The following is a 24,351-nucleotide window of genomic DNA, read 5'->3' on the forward strand; positions in this document are numbered from 1 at the left end:
CAATAGCCGTCGCATTAGCTACATGGCTCACTTACTTCAATGAAAATAAATTAATTGAGGAGAAAGAGCTAATAAAATTTGGCGCATCGAAGAGACTAAAATCTTTAAAAGACTCCATTGACACTATCGGGAAAGAACATGCTTTTGGCTTTATTTCCGTACTAAAGAATAAAGTTAGCATTATCGAAAATTCGAATATGGCTTTTGATGAAGCATCCCTCCTTTTATTGGAGCTAGAATCAGAATATAACGCTCAAATTAAATTTATTAATGAATATAAAAAATCTAAATATCAAAAATGTAATTTCCTCTTAAGAGAAAACTATAAAGCCATCTTCCCAAATCTTTATCAAAACTATATCATTGATGAAAAAGATAAAATTAACGACTTGAGAGAAGCTAAGGTTAGGTTAAAGGAATCAAAAGACGCTTGCAAACTGGTCAATTTAGTACAACCATATACGGGTAATTATAATGAAAATGATATTTTTATTATTCCGGTTTTATATTCAGAGCTACAGCTAAAAACAAACAAAGCAACAGAGTTACTTGAAGTGTCTGGAGGTGTTGCGTTCTCGAGGTTCAGTTCACTCCTTAACCAAACTTTAAATATCCAAACAATAAAGATAAATATAGATAAGTTTAATGGAACTGGATGTGAAATACACAATACGAAAATTAATCGTAACTCTCTTAAATTCAACAACAAAATTTCAGGAGATGTTGCCTGCGAAATCCGACTTAATAAAAGAGAAAGAATAATTATCTGGTACTTTTCTACGCAAAAAGTGGCCCGCCCTAGAGGATTCGAACCTCTGACCTCGTCCTCCGGAGGGACGCGCTCTATCCAGCTGAGCTAAGGGCGGAAAAAGGATGATGCGTTAAGCGCGCGTTATGATACTGATGCCACTACGCTAACTCAACTTATTTATCTTTATTTTCGCAAATTTGAAAGATGAAGGTCAGACTCCTTCCTGATGGGAAGTCACAAGCGTTCTTGCCTATATTCAGTCGTGTAACGTATCGCGAAATTGTATATATTGCGCCAAACCACGAAACCCAATATGCCAGCTAATACACGCCAAATATAACGTTTAGTTCACAAGCTGCCGTATTTTATTCTCTACTCTGCCCCTCACTATTCTTCACAATACGCCATTTAATGGAATTATTTATGCACATTCAACCTAGTAAAAATCTTGTCATATTTGTTCATACTAACCTTCAAATGATTTAGTATCGGCTAAATAGCTGTGTTTAATTGTTAGTCATCCCATAGAGATTTACCGCAAACTCGCCCTGGATACTTCCATGTAGGCTCCTAATTCTCAACAGGTGACTGATAGTTTAGAACAGGTATGTAGACCAATTATGGCAATGGATTTCAAATACCTCACGAAAATGGGGAAACTCGCATTTCGCTGGGAGTCATTGTGTCTATTTTTTTAGGAAGTTTCATCTTAACAAAAGGAGAAAAAGATGAGTGAAGTAGAAAGTTCAACTTCAGAAGGTAAAGAAGTACAAAGTGCATTACCTGTAAGTGAAAAATCAGAACCTGAAAACGGGTTTAATAAAACACTGCATAAGGTAATGGGGCACCTAGGGTTTACATCGGGTATTGGTATTGTAGGTATTGGTGGTTTTTGGTTTATTTATTCCTTACTGCAATATATTTTTATCACTCCTAAAAATGTAATGCAGCAAAGTATTGTGGAAAACTACTTCAATCAAGCGCAAATGGGCCTTTTAATTGCTGCCATAGGCGTTTTAATTATGGAAATTAAAAAGCTCAGGTTGAAATAAAAACCAATTAGGTAATCGAAGGTATCTAGCCTTCAATCCTTACAGCACCCTGTATGCAGCTCCGCACAGGGTGTTTCATATTAAAGACAATAGTATTTTGAATGCGTTCCTCACTTTGTTTTTCATTAGCTTTATTCTTATTTACCTCGGTTATGTGAGTGAATATTTTGGGGGAAAGCAGGTTTTACCGCTCTTTTCTATCGCCGTTTTTGCAATGCTATGTATTTTTGCATCAGTTAATGATGCAGAAGATGCTTTACGCGACAATGAGCTGATAAATTTCATCATTTTTACCGTGCTTATTTATGGTATTCCTACGCTCTTTAGTTCTTTTGTCATTCGCTTTTCTGGTAAAACCTCATCCATTGCGAGTTTGCGATAAATCGCTATTGGTGACTACTCGAAGCCGAAGTCCATCTAAAAATCCGCTTGGTGTGTAAACGCCACCCGCTTCACTTTCTCAAAGTCGCTTTCGCACCCCTGCTCGCTCAGAACTTTTCATCCGTGAAAAGTATGCTTTTTGAAAGTTGTTCGGCCACCATTCCTGAATATTCCCGCCTGTAATTCAACAAGTCACCTACAGAGAATTAAGCGCAAACCCTTACCTGTAATACTTTTATTGCTTCAAGTCAAAACGGTCGAGTTGCATCACTTTCACCCACGCATCAACAAAGTCTTGAACAAAACGCGGTTGTGCGTTGTCGTAGGCATATACTTCTGCAACCGCACGCAATTCCGAATTGGAACCGAAGATTAAGTCAACCGGTGAGGCGGTAAATTTCACCTTACCTGTGTTTCTATCAACACCTTGGTAAATGCCGTCTTTCTCTGTTTTTTGCCATTTGATAGACATATCCATCAAGTTCACGAAAAAATCGTTGCTTAGCACCCCTTTTTGTTCGGTAAATTCACCCTCGGTTACGCCTTGAGAGTTCGCACCAAGTACGCGCAAGCCACCAAGCAATACTGTCATTTCTGGCACGCTTAAGTTGAGTTGGTCAGCCTTATCAACCAGCATTTCCGCTGGCGAACGATATGATTCTTCAGCATTAAAGTAGTTTCTAAAGGCGTCGGCTTTTGGTTCAAGCAAGGCAAATGAATTCACATCGGTTTGTGCTTGTGTTGCATCGCCTCGGCCCGGCACAAACGGCACAGAAACCTTCACACCTGCTTGTTTCGCTGCGTCTTCTATTGCTGCCGCGCTAGAAAGCACGATTAAATCCGCCATAGAAATTTGCGCCTGCTTAGACTGACGATTAAATTGGCTTTGAATCTTACGCAGTTTATCCAATACCTTTTTGAGCGCTTTTGGGTTATTCACTGCCCAATCTTTTTGCGGCGCAAGCTGAATACGAGCGCCATTTGCACCACCACGCTTATCGGATGCTCGGAAACTTGCTGCCGATGCCCAAGCTGTGCGAATTAACGCCTCTGTTGATAAACCGGCCTTCAATACGGTTTTCTTTAAAGCTTCAATGTCACTGGCGCTAACCAAGGGGGTTTTAGGTGCGGACACTGGGTCCTGCCAAATTAGCTCATCATTAGGCACTTCATCACCTAAGTACAATGCCTTCGGTCCTAAATCTCGATGCGTTAATTTGAACCATGCTTTGGCGAACGCTAAACGGTATTCTTCTGGATTGGCTAAAAAACGCTCTGCGATTTTGCGGTATTCAGGGTCGTATTTCAGCGCCAAATCCGCTGTTGTCATCACTGGCGCATGAAATTTTCCGTTTATGTGTGCATCTGGCACACTTTGTTGCACCGACTCATCAGTGGGTTTCCATTGAATCGCGCCTGCGGGACTGCGGGTTTGTTCCCACTCAAATTGCAGTAAGTTTTGTAGGTATAGGGTTGTCCAACGCGTTGGCAATTGCGTCCACGCACCTTCTAAACCGCTGGTGATGGTGTCTTCTGAATGACCTTTACCGCAGGTATTTTTCCAGCCTAAACCTTGTTCTTCAACTGGCGCTGCACCCGGTTCAGCCTGTAAGCAGTCTTTGGGTTTATGTGCGCCGTGCATTTTCCCAAAAGTATGACCACCGGCAATTAATGCCACGGTTTCTTCGTCATTCATCGCCATGCGACCAAAAGCAACGCGAATGTTTTTCGCAGAGCCTTTGGGATCGGGTTTACCGCGAGGTCCTTCTGGGTTCACGTAAATGAGCCCCATGTGCGTTGCCCCTAACGGACGCTGTAGCTTACCGCCACGCTCTTCACGATCACTGGCAAGCATTTCCACTTCTGGCCCCCAATACACCAAATCAGGCTCCCAATCATCGGCACGACCTCCGGCGTATCCGTATGTTTCAAAACCCATGTTTTCCAAAGCGACTGTACCCGCTAGGATCATTAAATCGCCCCACGAAAGTGTTTCACCGTATTTTTGTTTTACCGGCCATAATAAGCGTCGGGCTTTGTCTAAGTTGCCGTTGTCTGGCCAGCTATTTAGTGGGTCGAAACGCATTTGCCCGCCATCACCGCCACCTCGGCCATCTAGTGTTCGGTATGTACCGGCACTGTGCCATGATAGACGGATGAAGAATGGCCCGTAGTTTCCGTAGTCCGCTGGCCACCAATCTTGCGATTCAGTCAGCAATGCGTTGACGTCTTGTTTCACGGCTGCCAAATCAAGTTGTTGGAAAGCTTCACCATAGTTGAAGTCTTCTCCGAGTGGATTGGAACGCGGATCATGGTCTCGAAGTGGCGCTAGGTTAAGTTGCTCAGGCCACCAAAACTGGTTGGTTTTGGCTTGTCCAAATTCAGCATGACCCGAACCTTTCGCCCCTTGCGGTTTACTCATTTCTGGATTTGCAAAACTGGTTGTTGAAAAGGTTAAAAGCAGTGCAACACTGCTTGCTAAAATCGTTTTGTTTTTGGGTGCTAACTTGTTCATTACTTCATCTCTTGCGGGTGGGTGTAATATATTTATGTCACTGAAAAATGCATTTCAGCAGCTTCCTTACTCTTACAATTTGAATTTCCAAATCCCCTATGTAAGTAATTAAGCTAGCACCTCTTTTTAAAAGTGATTAATGAAGCCTTTCTATTACGACAATAGATTTTTCACAAACAAGAAACATTAATTTACCACATAAAAATATAAACCGTTGTTTTTCATATACTTTATATTTTTAAAATTGTGTTAAAACAAAATAATTATTTTACATTCACATATATCAAATTAGGATAGGTTAGAACACTTTGGAAGGAGTATCGGTAAGATAATGTTTCATATCGATTATTTTCACGATAAACATAATCAGAAATATTAATAAGAAGAAAAGAATAGAGACAATTTTAAAGCTTTTTTGACGGGCATTTAGCAAGCCAATTCATCAGGCGGAAATTAACGAGGAAACAATAGAATAGAAGCCGGCTGGATACTGATTAGTCGGCTTTGTGTGTTTTGAGCATGTCTAAAACAAGCTTTTTCAAACGAGGACTTTCAACCACATCTTCGCTGATACGTGCGGTCGCATTAATTAAAATCCACTTATCGAATTCCGTGTCGTCTATCTCTATCTGTTTTTTGCAGTAATCGAGATAAGTATCGGCATTCCATTTTGCCAATAAAGAACCAAACCAACGGAATCCGAAAAACGTTTCTGCAAACCAGCCATACTTCAACATGATATAAGTTCGGGCTATATCCGATAATGGCTCTCCCACGCAAATATCATGAAAGCAAGTGACTTCGTATCCTTCACCATTAAAAAACAAAATTTCAGGCAAGTAGTCACCATGACACACTTTGTTCCCTACGGGCATCGATTGGAAAACATTGAGCACTCGCTGCTTTTGCTCATCGGGTATATCCGCTCGCTTGATTTTCTCGGCTAACACTTGTGCTTGTTTTGGAAAAGAGTCAATGCCTTCCATCGCTAAAATACGAATATGATTAAGGGCTAGTTGCTCACAATATGCTTCGAACTTATGTGGGCTGCGACGAAAATGATCCAGCAAAGATTCAGCTTTCACGCCTTGATAACTGAGTCCAAATCGATTGTCTTTGGAACGCAGTACAGCTTCGTCACACGTTAACACCTGACCATAACTTTGAAATAACGCATCATTTCTATGTTTGATCTTCTCTACCGAAATAAACGGAACACCTTGGTTGAATAGCTGCACGATGCCATTGTCCGCATCATAGTACACATTAAAGTTGGTGCTTTCGCACACCGGTTTTAATTTGCCGACATTAAACGGCTTAGTGAATTGTTGGAACATACTTCACCTGACTTCAAGCGCACGACTATGCCGTCGCAGGGTGCGAATCGACTTGTTTACCATCAAGCAGATGAATGGTTCTAGAGGCCGCTTCTGCATAACGAGGATCGTGCGTTACCATACAAATAGTCGCGCCTTCGCTATGTAGCTTTTCCAATATCGCCATCACTGCTTCGCCGTTTTCTGAATCCAAGTTACCGGTGGGCTCGTCTGCTAAAATAATTTTAGGCTGTCCGGCGATGGCACGCGCAATTGCAACACGTTGTTGCTGACCACCAGAAAGTTGGCTCGGGTAATGCTTTGCACGGTGTGCCATGCTAACGCTTTCCAACGCTTTCATGGTGCGTTCTTTTTGTTCTTTGCGGCTTAGGCCCAAGTAGTTAAGCGGTAAGCTCACGTTATCTTCCACCGACATATCACCAATCAAGTTGAAGTTCTGAAAGATGAAGCCAATTTGTGCACCGCGCACTTTCGCTTGCTCTGTTTTACTCAATTCAGTAACCAATTTGCCATCTAGGTGATATTGCCCAGAAGATGCTTGGTCCAATAACCCCAAAATGGTGAGTAAGGTCGACTTACCACAACCGGAGGGGCCAGAAAAAGACACATAATCATTCTGATAAATATCAAAACTAATATTCGATAACGCATGTGTTTCCACTTCATCGGTTGAGAACACTTTGCCCAAATTATTCACTGAAATAACGGGAGTTTTATTATCATTCATTGTTATTTTCCTACCTTAACAACTGCTTTAACTTCAGCGAAAAAGCCGCTAGTCCAACGTTAAATTCTCGCTGCCTATCCAGCGAGAAACATCGGAAATAATAATTTTGTCACCTAATTCCAGGCCACTTTTTACCTGAATAAATTGACTGGATGCAGCGCCAAAGTTAACACGTCGACGCACAGCATTGCCGCCATCTTCATCAACAACAAACACGTAGGCATTGGCATTCTCAGCAATAGCACTGGGTTTTTTGATAAACATGACGTTATTTAGCTCTGCAATTTTGATGGTACCATCAACACTTAAGTCTGGCCTTGCGCCATTGGGGAGCGTCTTATCAAAGCGCACATCCACTTTTACTGTATTATTAATAACTTGTGGGTCAATTCGGGATACTTTACCCATCACCACTTCACTGCGTAAATCCACTTCAACTGGATACCCAATGACAACATCTTTACCTTGGGTTTCTGGAATACGAAGTTCTGCAATCAAACTATTATTATCTGCAATATTGACTAAGGTGTTGCCGATCTCAACATTGTGCCCTTCAACCACACTAACGACTTGTACAATACCGTTCATACCAGCTTTAACTGTTAGCAAGTCATGTTTTTGCTTCACACTTTCGTAGCGGCTTTTATATAAGTCCACTCGCGATTCGCGCACTTGCAATTGCACTTTAATTGAGTCAGTAAATTCATCAAAACGCTCTTTTTCAATCTCAATAATACGTTTTAGGTTTTTCACTTTAATGTCGGATTGCGCGGTCATGACCTTAGGAATGATGCCTTTTTCGGCAATTTCTTTTTCAGCCAACATTTGCACTCTTGCTGATTCATAATCCGATTTCAACTTTTCAAGATTCACTTTAAGTGCCAATAACTCGTTATTTAACTTGGACTTCTCCAGCACCAAACTGGAGCTAGCCTCTTCCCACTCCCAACGAGCATTCTTTAATTCTTCATCAAGCTCCGTCGACTTTAAGGTTAGTAGAACGGTATCTTCTTTTACTTTTGTGCCGGGCTTCACAAGCACATCAACTACTTCAGCACGCGCCACGGCTGTTAACCAACGTACTTTTTCTGGCGCTAATATGCCTGAAGCTGTGATTTCTTTTGATAAATCCCCTTGTTGGACTTGCCCGTATAACAACGCCTCTTTCTCAACCGTAGGCGCGCCATTGTCCGATGCGCTTAGTCCTACCGTGATAATGATGGTAAGCACAATAGCAGAAACCGTAATCACAGAGCCGATGTGTTTGTTAACAAAGCCCCACGTTGATTTTTCTTTAACGATGTCCATTAAATATTCTCAGCAATAATAAATAGTCGGCCGCGCATTACTTATGCAAAATCACTTGCATACTGCTATAACCTTTAACGAAATTGGAGTTAATCCATGACACAGGTGCAACCACTTCAATGTGGCTAAAACGTTCTAATAACTGTTGCCATAGAATCTTAAGTTGCAGCTCAGCTAGGCGTTTGCCGATGCATCGATGAATGCCTGTACCAAACGCCAGATGTTTTTGAAGTTGCGCTCTGTCGCGCGTGATATCGATTTCATCACCATTAGTAAAAACCGACTCATCGCAATTACCTGATGCATACCACATCACCACTTTTTCACCTGCACGAATGGTTTTCCCGCCTAATTGAGTATCGGTTTTTGCTGTGCGGCGCATATAAGCAAGCGGCGTTTGCCAACGAATAATTTCGGGCACCAGCTGCTCAACACGACTCGGATCTTGTTTAAGTAGTTGGTATTGTTTGGGAAACTGATTTAGTGCGTACACCCCGCCAGTCATTGAGTTTCGCGTTGTGTCGTTTCCTGCAACAAGCAGTAACACCACATTCCCCAATAGCTCGCTTGGTAACATAGATTGTGTATGAGGCGAATGTGCCAACATGGAAATCAGATCACCTGACTGGGCTTGCCCGCGTTTTTGCTCTTTCAATTCAGTAAAGGCTTTCAGGCACGCCATCAACTCGCTTTGTCTGCGCTGTGAAAAGTCAGGAGCATTAACATCTTCGTCTGTCATGGTGGCTAAATTAGACCAGCGAATCAGTTTATGACGATGTTCAAATGGGAAACCAAATAGCGTTGCCAACATTTGACTGGTTAGCTCAACGGAAACTTTTTCAACCCAATCAAACGCCTGACCAATCGGCAAAGCGTCAAGCGTTTGTTCCGTGCGCGATTGTATTAAGCTTGAAAACTCGTTCATTACGCTGGATGAAAACGCAGGCGCAACACTTTCTCGGTACTTGGTATGATCGGGACGGTCCATCGCAATAAACATCGGTAACGGAAAATCATCGTCTTGATCTTCAATTAAGATGCTTCCTTCTGAAGAGAAAATATCGTGATGTGTATCGACGTAAGCGATGTCTTCGTATCGCGTTACGTTCCAAAATGAACCGTAAAAAGGATGATTACGACAAAGAAAAATGGGGTTTTCCTGACGTTGCTTTTTGAAAAAAGCTTGATGTTTGTCACCATGGAACAAATCCAAGGTCGGAAATTCATGCCAAGGCAAACTGGCATTCTCAATCGAATTTGAATTGCTCATTCGTTAGTCCCTAAGGTAATTCCTGTAACAACTTTGGAAGAGATTGCGGGATGAGCTTGGGATAACGAACTGATCTTTGAACCATTCTGTGTAAGCTTTTTGCTTTTTTGAATAGCGATAATAAACCTGCTTCTCGCTCACAACATCAACCTCTAAAAGACTTAAACTCATTTTCGATGCATTGAAAAATGAGTGACACTAAAATCACATAGCTTACGCAATGGTGAAAATCATACATTATTAATGGTGAAATTCATACAATATCAATGGCAATACCAACACAATCCGTTACATTGCTTCATTAAAATGCTTACCTTCTAATATAAGCAGTTGTTTTTTAAAGACCCGAATTAGTGTTCAACACCTACATTTATACAATAATAGATTTTCAGGAGTACGGTAGTTGCTACATTTTATTACAGTAACTTATTGCTACATATTTATTTTAAGATAAAAAATAACATCCCTTAATCTTGCGTCACTGTCTGTATTTATGCTGGAATCAGCATATTAAAAAACAATCCTTTTGATAAAAAAAGAGCAAAAACACAAAAATATTTTCTCTTATTTTTAGCGGTTTTTTATAATGACAGCCTTAACACTGTATTTTATTTGAACATAACCAGGGCCCAAGTGGCAACGTGAGACAGAGCCTATGCCAACGAACATTTTACAAGGATTCTACGCAGCGGTAGAAAAAAACCCTTTAAATAATGCGGTTATAGATACTCAAGGACATAGTCTTACATATCAAGAAGTTGCTGAATTTATTGGTCATCTTTCAACATTTATTCAAAGCGAAAATTATTTTCGAGTAGGTGTTTTAATGCCTCGCTCGATAGATTCCATCATCGCTTTCTTAAGTATAATTGAAGCCAACTCTACTTATATTCCATTTAATATTCAGCAGGAAGAACAGCAAAGATTGTCTCTTATTGAACAAGCCGAACTCGATATTATTCTTTGTAATAACGAAACTGAATCACTCATTCCCGAAAATCAGAAAAAATTAAATATCAATTTAAATACAAAAAAATCTTATAAAACGCCTAATCAACAAAGAAAAACAAACGCTATTTACGAAATTTTCACATCTGGGAGTACAGGAAAACCAAAACTTGTTCAAATAACATCGAGTAATCTTATTGCTCATCAAAATGCATTTTCAAAGAAAATTAGGCTTTCGCCTGATGACAAAATATTACAATCTTGCGCTTTGAGTTTTGATGTTTCTATTGAGGAAGTGCTCTCAACATTAAATGCGGGCGCCACGTTAATTGTAGGTTTAGATCCAGCAAAAACAGATATGCCTACGCTAAATCAGATATTGCAAAAGTACGGCATCACGACTGTCAATTTTCCTACTGCACTTTGGAACAATTGGACCGATTTTTTGGCTGACACTGGAGCACGTCCACCAGCTAGTTTGCACACAGTAATCATTGGTAGTGAAATGTGTTCTACCTCCAAATTACAGCGTTGGTTCACATTGAATCTCCCTATCTCGCTTTATAATGCATATGGTCTTACCGAAACCACTATTACCAACAGTATTTGGTTAGCGCACCCTCTGAGCGATAACGATATTGTGCCTATTGGGCAACCACTGACTGACAACAACTTGTATATTTTGGACGGCAACAATCAACCTGTCGCGGAAGGCGAAGAAGGGGAGTTAGTCATTACGGGTAAGCAAATTGGTAAGGGCTACCGAAACCTACCGCCAGATCAGGTTTCACGTTTTGAGTGGATTACCTTTGCCAATGATCAAAAGCAATACGCCTACCGCACGGGAGATAGAGCCAAACGCCTTAGCAACGGTGATTACGTTATTTTAGGGCGAATTGATCGCCAATTAAAAATTCATGGCTTTCGTGTAGAAGCCACCGCTATTGAATCAGCTATCGAAAAGCAGCCTAATATCGAGCAATGTTTTGTGCAATTATTAGAGCAACAAACGCCTGCGAAATTGGTCGCTTATATTGTTGGTCCACTCAGCCAGCAAGTGCCAACGGGAGAGCTACTGGCATGGCAAGCACATGAGCAACTAACGCATTATTTACCTGCGTTACAACAACTACTTCCAGCGTATGCCTTACCACACTTTTTCTGTGTGCTAGAGGCATTCCCAATGACAACAAACGGGAAAATAGACGCCAAAACATTATCTCAATTACATCAAATCAATGTTCAACACCCACATCAAACTGACACCACATCGGTAAAACACAATCATCCGCTTATTGGTATAACCGAAACCTTACTACAACATGGTTTAATCAGCGGTTTAAGCTTTGTTGCCCAAGGCGGTGATTCCATCAGCGCGCAGCAATTGGTTAACCGCGCCTATGCTGCTGGCTTCAGCTTGAATATGGAGTCGTTGTTATCGGAACAAGATTTGTTACCAATATTGCTAGACGCCTCTCCCATTGATAACCCAACATCTCAGCGGGACTCTGACGCCCAGCCTAGTTTTGCCATTATCGCCGATAAAACCTTGCCAAAAACCATACTCAAACGCATTTATCAGCATAAAGGCGTGTTGAATAAAATGAGTTACATTCGCAAAGCTTCCCAAACTCAGCACGAAATGTTGTACGCCAGCCGCCTCATTCCCGGCGAAGGCGATATCGTAGAGCAAACCGAAGGGCAATTACCCAATTTAAATCCCGCGCTATTTATGCAGGCATGGCAGTACGCTATTGAAAAGTTTGATGCTCTGCGTAGCTGTTTTCTCACCGAAGATGACGAGACGCATTACTGGGTGAGTTACAACGATTATCAGATAAGCTGGATAACACACCAACAGCAAGATATTCCAAGCTTATTAGTAGAAGACAGGGAACAAGGGTTTAGCGACTTAAGCCTTCCACCTTATCGCTTATATTTAGTTGAACAAGGCTCCGGTGATTATCATTTTATTTGGTCGTATCATCATGCTTTATTGGATGGCTGGTCAGAATTAATCATTCTGGATTATGTATTTGAATGCTACCAGCAACTACAACAATCTCAGAGTGTTCCACCTCCTGCATCACGCCATTTCGTGCACTACCTAGATTATGTAGAAAGTTATCAATTTATAGATCAGGACTATTGGCGAGACTATTTACACTATATTGAGCCGTGCTTTATTGGCGACCCTCAAGCGTCATTGCAAGAACACCCATCGGGCGAAACCCTAGAAATAGGCGCGGTTCCACTACACAGTTACCATTTAATGAAAACCAAAATGCCTTGGTTAACGGTTGGCATTTGGGCGCAAGCGTTGGCAGCCAAAACCCTCAGTAAAATTAAACAACGCAACCGTTGTACTTACGGCATTCTTGCCTCATCAAGACCAAAACATATTCCGTTCATTGATGAAACCGCTGGCTTGTTTTTACACCTTCTGCCCGTGCAAGTCACGTTACGGGATGACGATGACACCTCGCTACTGCAACAAATTAAACAAGTTAACGGCGAACACGCCTCTCACGCTCATGAGTTTGAGAAAACCCCCACGAGCCGGAAGTACTCTGCACAACGTTTCGATGTAGGTGTGGTGATGGATAACTATCCAAACGCAACAAACGCGTTCACTCGTGCCCTGACTAACCATTCACAAAGCGCCCTATCGCTGACTTTTTACTTCAGCCAAAAAGGCGACGAGTTGATGCTAACGTTGCAATACAAACCGCGTTATTTAAGCAATGCCGAAATTGAGCGAGTTCAGACTGCACTGCATGAAGTGTTGTCTCATTGGCAAGATTATTGGAATTAATAGCCGGTAAATTAATAACCGGTAAAAAGCAGGGGAGTGAAAAAGCGGCTGCCACTGTTACAACCGCCGAATAACGGTGTTTAATAATGTTTGACTTGTGCTCGCTGCCAACGGCGATAACCCCAATGTAGGATGGGATCGAGCCATTTTATTTTGCTCAACTTACCAATTAACGGCTTGTTGAGCTTAGCCGCATCATAGTAAATAAAACCTAATACTCGCGAAGCAATGCTCACAAAGTCGCGTTTAAATTCAGGACGGACAATATCCAACACCATAATATAACGCTGCTGGTCTGTGTTATTCCACGCAGTATGTTCATGAGCGTCGCAAAACATTAAGACTTTCCCATCGTGCCAGCTTCGCGTTTCTGTGCCTACACGAAAGCCGCAACGCGGCGCCTGTGCCGGAATACGCAAACCTAAGTGGCAACGAATAATGGCATTGGTATTACCATAGTGGGGCTTAATGGTGGTGCCCGGCTCTAACAAATTAAACGATGCAGCGCATAAGTTTGGGATTTTGTTCAACACTTCCCACGTTTTTGGGTACTTTTTGGCATTTTCTTCCGATTTTTTTCCCCAGAACATCAAGCCTTGAGTTTTCCAATTGTTCTTTTTCGACATCATTTCTGCATTCATGTAAGGCTCAAGCTGCGCTTGGTCTTTTTCAATTTCAGCAAAAAACTCATCAACAATGATCTGGTAATCTTTTTCTATTGTTTTTACCCAGTCAAATTCAGCGGTGTCGAAAAAGAAAGGCTCAGAGCCAGAAAACACTTGTCCAGTATCAGAAAACCACGCTTTGTTACGGCTCATCGGCTTCTCCTATGCATTAGTATTTCCCGAAGGATTTAACGAATACTGCCACTCGGAATAGCGACTTATACACAGAGAATAGAATCGCTTTTTGCCACTTTGCACTGAAGAACTTACGTAGCCAAGCCTTATGCTGATACAAGACTTCTACATAAATTTTCCCGAGAATCTGGCTCGCCACCCAAAAGCGTTTGCCTTCAAATTTCGGCTGTATTACATCGAACGACAAAATGTATCGATACTCGTCACTATTGTTCCAAGCTGTGTGCTCGTGGGCATCGTTAAACATTAATATTTTACCGTTTTCCCAGCACTGCTTTTCATTGCCAACACGAATACCACATTTGGGAAGTGGCGCAGGCACTTGAATTCCCATATGACAACGCACCATCATGTTGGTATCACCAATATGCGGCTTAATCGTTGAGTGCGGCGCCAATTCATGGAACGAGCATGAGCTGATGCTTGGTATCTTGCTCATAATGGCCCATGTTTTAGGGAAGAGTTTGATGTTTTTCTTGGAGCGCATTGTCCAATACATCATTCCCGCTGTATGCCACGCATCCTTTTTATCGGTTTTCTCTAAATCGGGATAAGGGTCCATATTGTCATGAGCATTTTTGGCGACATTCATCAATTCATCTCTGAATGTTTCCCAGTGACTTTCTATTTCTTCGACCCACGCAAATTGCTTTGGGTCATAGAAATAAGGGTCTTTTCCGTGATACACGGTTCCATCATCTGCCAACCAAGGCTTTTCTTTTTTAGACATAATAATCCCGACTACTAAAACAGGTTATACAGGGGTTTTTTAAGTAATATCATCGTGCTAAAAAGCGCATAGCTTCCACGTCTTAAAATCTTGTCTACCCAGCGGCGCTTACCTAACTTCTTCAACCACGGATGATGTTGATAACGTACATCTAGGAAGATATTACCCAACACACGACTCGCGACCCACTTACGGCTTTTCACAAACTCAGGGCGTAATACATCAAACGACAAGATGTAGCGATTTTCGTTGGTGTTATTCCACGCTGTATGCAATTGCGCATCATTAAAGAGGAAAATTCCGCCTTCTTCCCAACTTACCGTAGTGTCATTCACTTTGAAGCCGCAACGTGGCGCTGCTGCTGGAACTTTAAGGCCCATATGGCAACGCATCATGGCATTGGTGTCACCAATGTGCGGACGAATTGTAGAGTTAGGCTCCAGCAGTAAAATGGATGCTGACGATAAATGTGGAATGTCTTTTAATACTTCCCACGTTTTTGGAAACACTTTGGTGTAACGATCAGAAACGAACGTCCAATACATCAAACCAGCCGTTTTCCACGCATCCTTACGATTGGTTTTCGATAAGTCCTTGTAAGGTTCTAAAATGCCATCTTGCGTTTGCATTACCTCTAGCATTTCATCACGAATAATTTCCCAGTTATCTTCAACGTGCTTCACCCATTCAAATTGGGTTTTATCCCAAAAATCCGGTTCTGACGCCGGTAATGGATCTAGGTCGTAAGACGTCCAAGGGCGTTTTTGCGGTACAGATTCGGTCATTGCTAATTCCCTCCAGCAACGGGCTTTTTCCCTTTATTAACGCCTAGCGCAAGCATGGTTCGGAAAAAGCCAACATAGGTTTTAAACATCAAACGTTTGCGCCAAGATGAGCCCATTAGCTTGCGTAACCAAGGCTTATTTTGGTAGGTCACTTCTAAGCGAATGGAAGACAACACACGGCTAATAATGCTATTGCGTTGCTTGACAAATTCGGGTCTCAGGATATCCAACACTAAAACGTAGCGTACCGCATTAGTGTTGTTCCACGCCGTATGCTCATGAGCATCACAGAACATAAAGAACTTGCCTTCTTCCCAGCTACGCGTTTCTGAGCCAACTCGGAATGCACATTGCGGCGCACTACCCGGCACCATCAATCCCATATGACAACGGATGTGTGCATTGGTATCACCAAAGTGTGGCTTAATGGTGGTGTGTTCTTCTAACAGGTTAAACGAGGCCGCCAACAAGTTGGGTACTTTCGAGATTAATTCCCACGTTTTCGGACAACGTTCACAGTTTTCGTCGCTTTTGAACGACCAGAACATCATGCCGTAGGTTTTCCATTTGTCGGCTCGGCTGGTCATTTCCTTGTTAGCATAAGGTTGCAACTCAATTTCGTTTTTCGCGAGCAAGGCTTGTAGCTCATCACGGATCACCGTCCAATTGGCTTCAAGCTCTTTTACCCAAGGATAGTCATCGGTATCGAAGAAAAAGGGCTCGTTACCAGTAAAAGTATGATTTTCTTCAGAAAACCACGGTTTCAATTGTGCACTCATTTCAACTTCCTCTTTAAGCGTTCAGCTTGTTTGTTCCCGTGGCTATCTGGATTCGGTTAATCACATTAAATAACCCGAACAGCAGCTTCTTACCGATTTTGTTGCTAAACAATCGTCCAATGATGGGGACTTTTTGACGCAGCACTTCCTGCTTGATGGTGGCAAGAACACGAGAGGCGGTTTTATTTTTGACGGGAACAAATTCATCTCGCATGACATCAATCACCATGACGTAACGATCCTCGTCAGTGTTGTTCCATGCGGTATGTTCGTGCGCGTCGTTAAACATGAAAAACTTACCGTTTTCCCATCTGCGGCTTTCTTTACCTACCCGAAAGCCACAACGAGGCAATCCGGCAGGGACTGAAAGGCCAATGTGACATCTCATAATGGCATTGGTGTCGCCGGTATGAGGTTTAATCGTGGTATTCGCTTCGAGCAAATTAAACGAAGCCGCCGTCATGTTTGGAATATCCTTAATTAACGACCATGTTTTTGGGAACAGATGGCAGTTATCCTCAATGGAGTATGTCCAAAACATGAAAGCTAAGGTGCGCCAATGATTTTTTCGCGTCACCATAGACTGCTTCGGATAAGGCACGAGGTTTGAGTCATCACGACCCAACACCTCGTAAACTTCATCACGGATTTCTTCCCAGTGGGCTTCGATATGCGCGACCCACGGGTATTTATGGCACTCGTCAAAAAAGTAAGGATCGTCTACGTCGAACGGTGTTTCAGTATCTTTAAACCAAAGTTTTGTGAAGCTCCCCATGCCTTACTCTCCTCCGCGGATCTTAAATTCACGAATACTGGCTTCGAGTTTGTCAGCCACTTTCTGCCCCGATACTTCAGTCAAAATACTGTAGTGATCGCCATCGAAGACATCTATCGACAAGCCACCTTTTGCCACATGGTTCCATGCTTTAATCGGTGACTGACGATGCGATAACGCGCCACCACCGGCTAAAATTAAGCGAATACGATCGTAGTAAGCTTCTGGCTGGTACGCCGTCCATGCTTGATGGAAGGTACGATATTGCTGCCAGCGACGGTCAAACTCCTCTTGAGATTCGAGCACGCCTTCTGCTAATAGCTTTTCGGCTACCGCAGATAAACATTCTTCTTCGGTCAAGCCTTCAGCATCTTCTTCGTGCCACATGTGCGCTTGCCCTTGGCTAACCAATAGTTCATTGGCGAATTGTCCAATCAGCATTAAGGTGCTTTCATTTTCGTCGTCACCTTCTTCGAACAAGAAGCTGTCGATAAGCGTTAACATGCCCACACTTTCTCCAGACTTTTTCAGGAGTCGCGCCATTTCAAGGGCGATAATGCCGCCCAAAGACCAACCAGCTAAGTAGTATGGGCCTTTGTTTTGAACGCTCTTAAGCGCTTCCACATATTGTTTCGCTAATTGCTCAATAGTGACTTCGTCTGCCAGCAACTCAGGTACAACCTGCATACCAAATACCGGTTGGTTTTGCGGCATTTTCGAGGCTAACCACGAATAGCTGTGTACTGTTCCGCTAATGGGGTGGACAAGGAATAACGGTGAGTCATCACCTGTATTTTTTAACGGCACCAAGGTTCTGAGTAATTCTGTCGATACCTTACTCTTACCTTTCATGGATAAACCAAAGGCGTTTTGAATACGCGCTAACAAGCCTGTTTCATTGGTATCCACTGAGTATTCATAACTCCAGAAATCCTCAAAGAATTCGCTGGCAACCGCACCTTGCTCAAGCAAATCCTGAACATGGCGTCCTAAGTGTTCCAAGGTGGCGTTTTCAAACAAGTCGAGCATGTTAATATCGACGTTGTACTTGCTACGAATTTCCGCTTTTAAGGTCATCGCTAACAATGAGTGCCCGCCTTGCGTGAAGAAGTTATGACGCATACTCACTGGCTCGTAATCCAGAATCTTGGTCCAAATCTCTACCAAACCACGCTCTAGGTCGGTTGTTGGCTCAACAATCATGGATTTTTCTTCGGCAAACACACGCTCAGGTTTTGGCAGTGCATCTCTATCGACTTTACCCGATGCGTTTTTGGCAATCTCATGCATGAAGACAACGGTTGTTGGCAACATGTAATCAGGCAACAAGGATTTAAGCTTCTCGTAGATGCTGTCGAGGGTTAGATCTTTGGCAGCCTCCGACTCTTCATCTTTCACCACGTAGGCGACAATCTTCTTCTCATCACCTAAGTCGGTGCGTACTGCAACATGACATTCTTGAATGCCCGCCACTTGGTCAAAGGCATGATAAATCTCAGCTAATTCAACACGATAACCACGAATACTCACTTGATCATCGATACGTCCGAGGAATTCGATTTCCCCGTTTTGACGATAACGCGCACGGTCGCCTGTATTAAACGCTCGCTGACCATTTGCCAAGGTAACAAACTTTTGTGCCGTTAATTCAGGCTGGTTACGATACCCCATGGCAAGGCTTAAGCCTGAAACATATAAGTCACCCACAACACCAACTGGCACCGGCTGTTGGTTGTAATCAAGTAGCGCCACTTCTACGTTTTGTACCGGATGCCCAATGCTTAATGGCATTGGATTTTGTGAGCGTTTTGGAACGATGTCGCAAGTGGCTGCACAAGCATTTTCCGCCGGACCATAAATATTCAACAAGGTGAAGTTTAAATGTTCTGGTAAGTGCTTACGTAACTTGTCACCACCGGTAATAACGTTTTTCAGCGCCATGCCCGTCGGCCAACTTTCGTTAAAGCTCGCTTCCAACATTAGGGTTGGAATAAAGGCATGAACGATTTTCTCGCTATCCAACCAACGGATAATTTCGCTAGCGATAGTGCGTTTTTCGTCGCTTAGCACATGCACACTGGCACCGCGCGTAATCGCAGGCCACCACTCACACAATGAAGCATCGAAACCAGCGCCCGCCAATTGTGAACACGCTTCGCCCGCTTGAACATTCAAGTGAGTTTGCAAGTAGTTAATGAGGTTACTGAAAGCTTGATGTGGTACTTCAATGCCTTTTGGCGCTCCTGTAGAACCAGAGGTATAAATCACATAAGCCAATTGCGAAGATTGATATACAGGCAAGGTAAGGCTTGCTGCTGGCGCATCGGATAAGGCCGAAGCATCAACGCCTAACACGTCAACATTCTGTGTCTGACACACGCCTTCGACTTCATGACCCGACATCGCTAAAGTCACCTTCGCTTGGGCATCTTTGAGAATATGCGCGATTCTGTCATGAGGTGTATTCACATCGATTGGCAAGTAAGCCGCGCCGGCTTTTAATGCGCCAATAAAAGAGGCAAGCATTGCGCCACTACGCGGCATCGCAACGGCAACAACATCTCCAGCGACCACGCCTTTTTCAATAAGTGATTGGGCAATGAAGTCGGAAGCGTTATCAAGTTGTTGATAGCTAAGCTGAGAGGCTTCGTCTTTTACGGCCAAAGCCTGTGCATGTTGTTGCACTTGCGCTTTAAACCAATCCAACACGCCATCTTGCGGTAATGCAACTTGCTCACCTTGCGACCATTGTTGCATTTGGGCTTCTGAAATACCTAGCTGCATTGGCGCTTTACCTAAGGCACAAGTAGCATCCTGAGTGAATGCTTGGAAGATGCTTTCCAAGTTTTTCAACATTTGTGCAATAGTGCTTTCTTTAAACAGCGCTGAACTGTATTCCAAGGTGCCACGAATCACGTCGCCCTGTTGATACATCGACATGTTCAAATCGAACTTGGCGGTATCGGATTCAAATTCGATAGGCGCAATGTTTAAGCTATCGAAGGACAAATCCGCTTCTGGCGCATTTTGGTAAATGAACATAACTTGGAACAAGGGTGAATGGTGCCAACGACGCTCTGGCCCAAGCTGGTCAACCAAACGCTCGTACGGTAAATCTTGATGCTCATACGCCCCAATAGCGGTTTCGCGAACGGCCCCAATTAAGCTAGCGAAGTCCATGTCATCAGTTAGCTCTGTACGCATCACCAAGGTGTTCACGAACATACCAATAACGTCTTCAAGCTCTGTTAGCGAACGATTCGCAACTGGTACACCCACAACAATATCTTGCTGACCACTATAGCGACTGAGTAAGGTCTTAAAGCCCGCGAGCAACACCATAAAGACTGTGGCGTCGTAGCGCTCAGCCAGTTGTTTGATGCCAACACTTAACGATGCGTCGAACTCAAACGAGACCGAGTGCCCTTCTGCACTATGGTCGGCAGAACGCGGGAAGTCGGTCATTAACGACAATTCCGGCGGTGCGTTTTTCAGTTTTTCCATCCAATAGAAGAGCAGTTCTTCGAGCACACCAAACTGCAACCATTCGTTTTGCCATTTGGAATAATCTGCATATTGCACGGTTAAATCCGACAACTCAGGCGCGTCTAGTCCCTTACTTTTGCGATATAAAACCCCTAACTCACGGAACATGATTTCCATCGACCATGCATCCGTTACAATATGATGTTGATTTATCAACAAAATATGGCGATCCGGCGCGGTTTTAATAAGCGTCACGCGTAACACTGGCCCATGTGTTAAGTCGATGGGCGTTGAAAGTTCCGTTTGAACAAAAAACTCACTATTACTTGCCGCTGCATCAGGTGAAAGCTGGCTAAAGTCTGTAAAATTGAAATAAGACGGCGCATGAGAGTGAATTTTCTGAGTAAACTGCCCATCACTTTTCACTGAAAACGTGGTACGTAAAATTTCATGACGTTGGATAAGTTGATCGAATGCGTTATTTAACGCCGCAATATCTAAATCACCTTCCAATACAAACCCGGCTGGGACGCTGTAAGTGGTCGTTTTCGGGTTTAGCTGCTCAAGGAACCACAAACGTTGCTGAGCAAACGATTGTGGGAACGCTTCTTCGTTGCGCTCATAAGCTTCAAGCGGAGGCGGTACAAAGCCTTCGTGATGCCAGCGTTTCTTATCAATTCCCTCTGCAAAATCTGCTAGTTCTGGTGCTTCAAACAAGCTCTTTAATGGCAAGTCCAAGCCCATTGCAGCTTTTACGCGAGAAACAAACTGAGTTGCCAATAAAGAATGCCCGCCTAAACGGAAGAAGTTGTCGTTCTTATGGACTTTTTCGACGTTTAACAGCGACTTCCAAATACCGGCGATCAATTCTTCAGTGGTATTTAACGGCGAGGTATCCGCTACAAAGGCAACATCCAATGCGGTACTGGTTAATGCTGTTTTATCCACTTTGCCGTTGTTAGTGGTTGGCCACGGCGACACTTCTTTTACCGAAGTTGGCACCATGTAATACGGTAGCGAAGCGCGTAAATGCGCTAATACGTCTTTGTCACTCACTTTGCCATTGGCATCGTAATACGCTACTAAATGGGCGCCTTGAGCTTCCGTAGTTTGCACTAATACCGCTGCATGAATTACACCCGGCAACTTGCTCAAGCAAACTCTTACTTCTTCTAATTCAATGCGATAACCACGTAAGTTAACCTGCTCATCATTACGCCCAACAAAGTGAATTTGACCATCAAAACCTAGCTTCACATTATCGCCACTACGATAGAAGCGCGTGCCATTGATCTCAACAAAACGTTCGGCTGTTAGTGCATCTTGCAAGTAGTACCCGTCGGCTAAGCTGGCGCCTGAAATATATAACCCGCCAACCACCCCTTTAGGCACGATTTGCCCTTGTGCATCCAAAATAAGGTTGGTGACATTGGCAATGGTTTTACCAATTGATGGCGTGCCGGTGTCGCCTGCTTTTAGCACTGCACAAGTTGTTGCGCAGGCATTTTCGGCCGGGCCGTAAATGTTCAATAATTGTAGCGACAACCCTGCTGGCACGTTCGACATCAATGCCTCACCGCCAGTAATCAGTGTTTTTAATGAATGCTCTTGTGACCAAGGCAACGTAAAGCAAGCTTCAACTAATGGCGTTGGCATAAAGGCCACGCTCACCTTGTTGTCGTTCAGCCATTCAATTAATTCGGCTGGCGCGTGTTTTAAGGTTTCTGGCACAACGCGAATTTCACCACCGTGACATAATGCAGGCCACCATTCACATAAAGCAGCATCAAATGCCGCACCGGCTAATTGTGAACACACCTCGCCTGAACCATAGGAGTGCATTGTCCCCAACCAATTCACTAAATTTGCCAACGCACCGTGGCTAACTTGAATCCCTTTAGGTTCACCCGTTGAACCTGAAGTATAAATTAAATATGCAGGGGCTTGAGGCTCAGAAGACACAGCATCAAACTGGGTCGTCGCATCAGTAATGTTATCGAATAAGCACACCGCATTAACTGCACCACCATAAGTTTGCTGACCTTGTGCATCGGTCACTAATACTTTGGGGCTTGCGCTGGTTAAGATGCTGCTATTACGTTGCTCGCTAGACTCCACATCTAACGACAAAAATACTGCGCCTAGTTTCAGTGTTGCCACATACGCCGTGAGTAAGTCTGCCGAACGAGGTAAGGCAATAGCAACCACATCTCCTTGCGTCACACCTTGTTCTTGTAAGGTCAGCGCAAGTTGGCTACTGGCGTTATCTAACGCTGAATACGTTAATGATTTTTGTTCATCGGAAACGGCAACTGCATCGGGGTGCAACTGAGCTTGACCCAAAAACTGCGGCAGAATTAAAGAAGAGGCATCTGTCTGCTCGCCAGTCAGCAAACCTTGAATTTCAGCAAGTTCTTGGCTGCTTTGGAAAGTGATGCTTGCTACCGACTCCGCAGAATGGCTCGCCAGTGCAGTTAGTAATGCATTGAGATGCGAACTAAATTGTTGGATAAATGCATGGCTATAGCGGCTGGCATCGAATTCAACACGCAACGTTAATGCATCGGCAAATTCGGTCATCTCAACGTTTAAATCGAACTTCACATCCTGAATATTCAAGGCAGCGCTGGCGTCGTAGGTTTTTTCTGGCGCGTTTTGCATACTGAACATGGTGTTGATAAGCGGCGAACTGGTGCCTTGACGCTCAAGCTCAAGTTGTTCAACAACGCGGTCAAGCGGTGCATCCTGATACTCTAACGCTTCAACTAAGTTCCCTTTAACGGTTTGAATCAACGATTCAATGGATTCCTGCGGCGCAATCTTGGTGCGTATAGCAAGCGTGTTAACGAAGAAGCCCACTAGGTTTTCTAAATCGGGATGGTTACGATTCCAAACCGGAATACCAATCAAAATATCGTGAGAACTGGAATAACGGTAAGCAAGGGCTTTTAATGCTGCCAAACACACCATGAACAACGACGCTTCGGTTTTTGTCGACAATTGCTTCAACCCTGAAAGCGTATCCGCTGTTAACACATGTTGTACTAAGCCCGCTTGAGAATGTGCATCCGCCGAGGTAGGTAAATCGTAGGGCAATACTGGGCTTGCATCGGCACCTTGTAGCTTTTGCTTCCAATATGAGAGTTGCGCTTCTAACTGATTTTCACCAATTTGTTGACGTTGCCATGCAGCAAAGTCACCGTATTGGATGCTTAATTCTGGTAATGCGGGTTCACGGTTTTCGACACGAGCAAGATACAATTCCACCAAATCACGGGTCAGAACATCGATAGACCACGCATCCGCAACGATATGATGCATCACAATTTGAATATCGTAGCCGTGCTCCGGGTGATGCAAAACCACCAAGCGAATCGGTAAATCTTTGTTTAAATCAAAAACATGATTCGCTCCCATTTCTAGCTTCTTAAGGCGCGCTTGTGCATCACTTTGTGCATCTAGCTCCACTAGCTCAATATCCACATCAGCAGCAGACTGAACCACTTGAACGGGGAAATCTGGACCATTTTCGAAGGTTGTACGCAAAATTTCATGGCGATTTAGCAAGGCGTTCCACGCCTCTTTTAAAGCTGTTAGATCCAGCTCACCCTGCCACGGGAACTCGGCAGACATGTTATACGCCGTAGAACTCGGTTCTAATTGATGTAACAGCCACAACCTTTGTTGTGCCATTGATACGGGGTAAGGCGATCCCGCTGCATATTGTTCTATTTTGCTCTCGTTAGAGATTAACCCTTTCTCAATTAAAGCTTTTCGCAGCAACAAATCGCGCTGTTGGTTCAATTCACTCATTTTTACAACTCTTCTTTAT

The 24,351-nt window shown here is 43.4% G+C and carries 14 protein-coding genes and 1 tRNA gene; 3 read left to right on the top strand and 12 right to left on the bottom strand.

What is annotated here, in order from left to right; all coding sequences use genetic code 11:
- Nucleotides 1-789: 789 nt before the first annotated feature.
- Nucleotides 790-866 (bottom strand) — tRNA-Arg (locus HJG39_RS05675).
- A gap of 613 nt (nucleotides 867-1,479) precedes the next feature.
- On the opposite strand from HJG39_RS05675, the gene HJG39_RS05680 reads away from it, so the two are divergent.
- Together HJG39_RS05680 and HJG39_RS05685 are read left to right on the top strand one after the other, a co-directional pair.
- The gene (locus HJG39_RS05680) at nucleotides 1,480-1,803 is read left to right on the top strand and encodes a hypothetical protein (protein ID WP_268407667.1); all 324 of its coding nucleotides are present in this window, start codon (nucleotides 1,480-1,482) and stop codon (nucleotides 1,801-1,803) included.
- 97 nt (nucleotides 1,804-1,900) lie between these two features.
- Nucleotides 1,901-2,185 carry a hypothetical protein gene (locus HJG39_RS05685; protein ID WP_268407670.1) on the top strand — a complete coding sequence of 95 codons (285 nt, stop codon included), beginning with the start codon at nucleotides 1,901-1,903 and terminating at the stop codon, nucleotides 2,183-2,185.
- 234 nt (nucleotides 2,186-2,419) lie between these two features.
- On the opposite strand, the gene katG is transcribed toward HJG39_RS05685, so the two are convergent.
- The 5 genes from katG to HJG39_RS05710 form a co-directional block, all read right to left on the bottom strand.
- Nucleotides 2,420-4,699, bottom strand: coding sequence for a catalase/peroxidase HPI (gene katG / locus HJG39_RS05690; RefSeq protein WP_326849245.1), 2,280 nt, complete (start codon nucleotides 4,697-4,699; stop codon nucleotides 2,420-2,422).
- A 494-nt stretch (nucleotides 4,700-5,193) separates the two neighbouring features.
- The gene (locus tag HJG39_RS05695) at nucleotides 5,194-6,036 is read right to left on the bottom strand and encodes a hypothetical protein (protein WP_268407673.1); all 843 of its coding nucleotides are present in this window, start codon (nucleotides 6,034-6,036) and stop codon (nucleotides 5,194-5,196) included.
- A gap of 25 nt (nucleotides 6,037-6,061) precedes the next feature.
- A complete protein-coding gene (locus HJG39_RS05700; protein ID WP_268407676.1) occupies nucleotides 6,062-6,763 on the bottom strand; it encodes an ABC transporter ATP-binding protein in 702 nt (233 codons plus the stop codon).
- Nucleotides 6,764-6,811: 48 nt separating this feature from the next.
- Complete coding sequence (locus HJG39_RS05705; RefSeq protein ID WP_268407679.1) at nucleotides 6,812-8,071, bottom strand: efflux RND transporter periplasmic adaptor subunit; 1,260 nt, start codon at nucleotides 8,069-8,071, stop codon at nucleotides 6,812-6,814.
- A gap of 37 nt (nucleotides 8,072-8,108) precedes the next feature.
- Nucleotides 8,109-9,341 (bottom strand): cytochrome P450, encoded by a 1,233-nt coding sequence (locus tag HJG39_RS05710; RefSeq protein WP_268407682.1) that lies wholly within the window; start codon nucleotides 9,339-9,341, stop codon nucleotides 8,109-8,111.
- 655 nt (nucleotides 9,342-9,996) lie between these two features.
- Here HJG39_RS05710 and HJG39_RS05715 point away from each other — a divergent pair.
- Nucleotides 9,997-13,104 (top strand): amino acid adenylation domain-containing protein, encoded by a 3,108-nt coding sequence (locus tag HJG39_RS05715; protein ID WP_268407685.1) that lies wholly within the window; start codon nucleotides 9,997-9,999, stop codon nucleotides 13,102-13,104.
- 80 nt (nucleotides 13,105-13,184) lie between these two features.
- On the opposite strand, the gene HJG39_RS05720 is transcribed toward HJG39_RS05715, so the two are convergent.
- Genes HJG39_RS05720 through HJG39_RS05745 form a run of 6 tightly spaced genes read right to left on the bottom strand, consistent with a single transcriptional unit; the run spans nucleotide 13,185 to nucleotide 24,332 of the window.
- Nucleotides 13,185-13,922 (bottom strand): aspartyl/asparaginyl beta-hydroxylase domain-containing protein, encoded by a 738-nt coding sequence (locus HJG39_RS05720; RefSeq protein ID WP_268407688.1) that lies wholly within the window; start codon nucleotides 13,920-13,922, stop codon nucleotides 13,185-13,187.
- A gap of 16 nt (nucleotides 13,923-13,938) precedes the next feature.
- Nucleotides 13,939-14,694, bottom strand: a complete 756-nt coding sequence (locus HJG39_RS05725) for an aspartyl/asparaginyl beta-hydroxylase domain-containing protein (protein WP_268407691.1) — start codon at nucleotides 14,692-14,694, stop codon at nucleotides 13,939-13,941.
- 14 nt (nucleotides 14,695-14,708) lie between these two features.
- Nucleotides 14,709-15,479, bottom strand: coding sequence for an aspartyl/asparaginyl beta-hydroxylase domain-containing protein (locus tag HJG39_RS05730; RefSeq protein WP_268407694.1), 771 nt, complete (start codon nucleotides 15,477-15,479; stop codon nucleotides 14,709-14,711).
- 2 nt (nucleotides 15,480-15,481) lie between these two features.
- Nucleotides 15,482-16,258 (bottom strand): aspartyl/asparaginyl beta-hydroxylase domain-containing protein, encoded by a 777-nt coding sequence (locus tag HJG39_RS05735; RefSeq protein ID WP_268407696.1) that lies wholly within the window; start codon nucleotides 16,256-16,258, stop codon nucleotides 15,482-15,484.
- Nucleotides 16,259-16,271: 13 nt separating this feature from the next.
- Complete coding sequence (locus HJG39_RS05740) at nucleotides 16,272-17,033, bottom strand: aspartyl/asparaginyl beta-hydroxylase domain-containing protein (RefSeq protein WP_268407699.1); 762 nt, start codon at nucleotides 17,031-17,033, stop codon at nucleotides 16,272-16,274.
- Nucleotides 17,034-17,036: 3 nt separating this feature from the next.
- Nucleotides 17,037-24,332 carry an amino acid adenylation domain-containing protein gene (locus tag HJG39_RS05745; protein WP_268407703.1) on the bottom strand — a complete coding sequence of 2,432 codons (7,296 nt, stop codon included), beginning with the start codon at nucleotides 24,330-24,332 and terminating at the stop codon, nucleotides 17,037-17,039.
- Between the last annotated feature and the right edge of the window lie 19 nt (nucleotides 24,333-24,351).

The sequence above is a fragment of the Alteromonas sp. a30 genome, assembly GCF_026788005.1.
GTDB lineage: Bacteria > Pseudomonadota > Gammaproteobacteria > Enterobacterales > Alteromonadaceae > Paraneptunicella.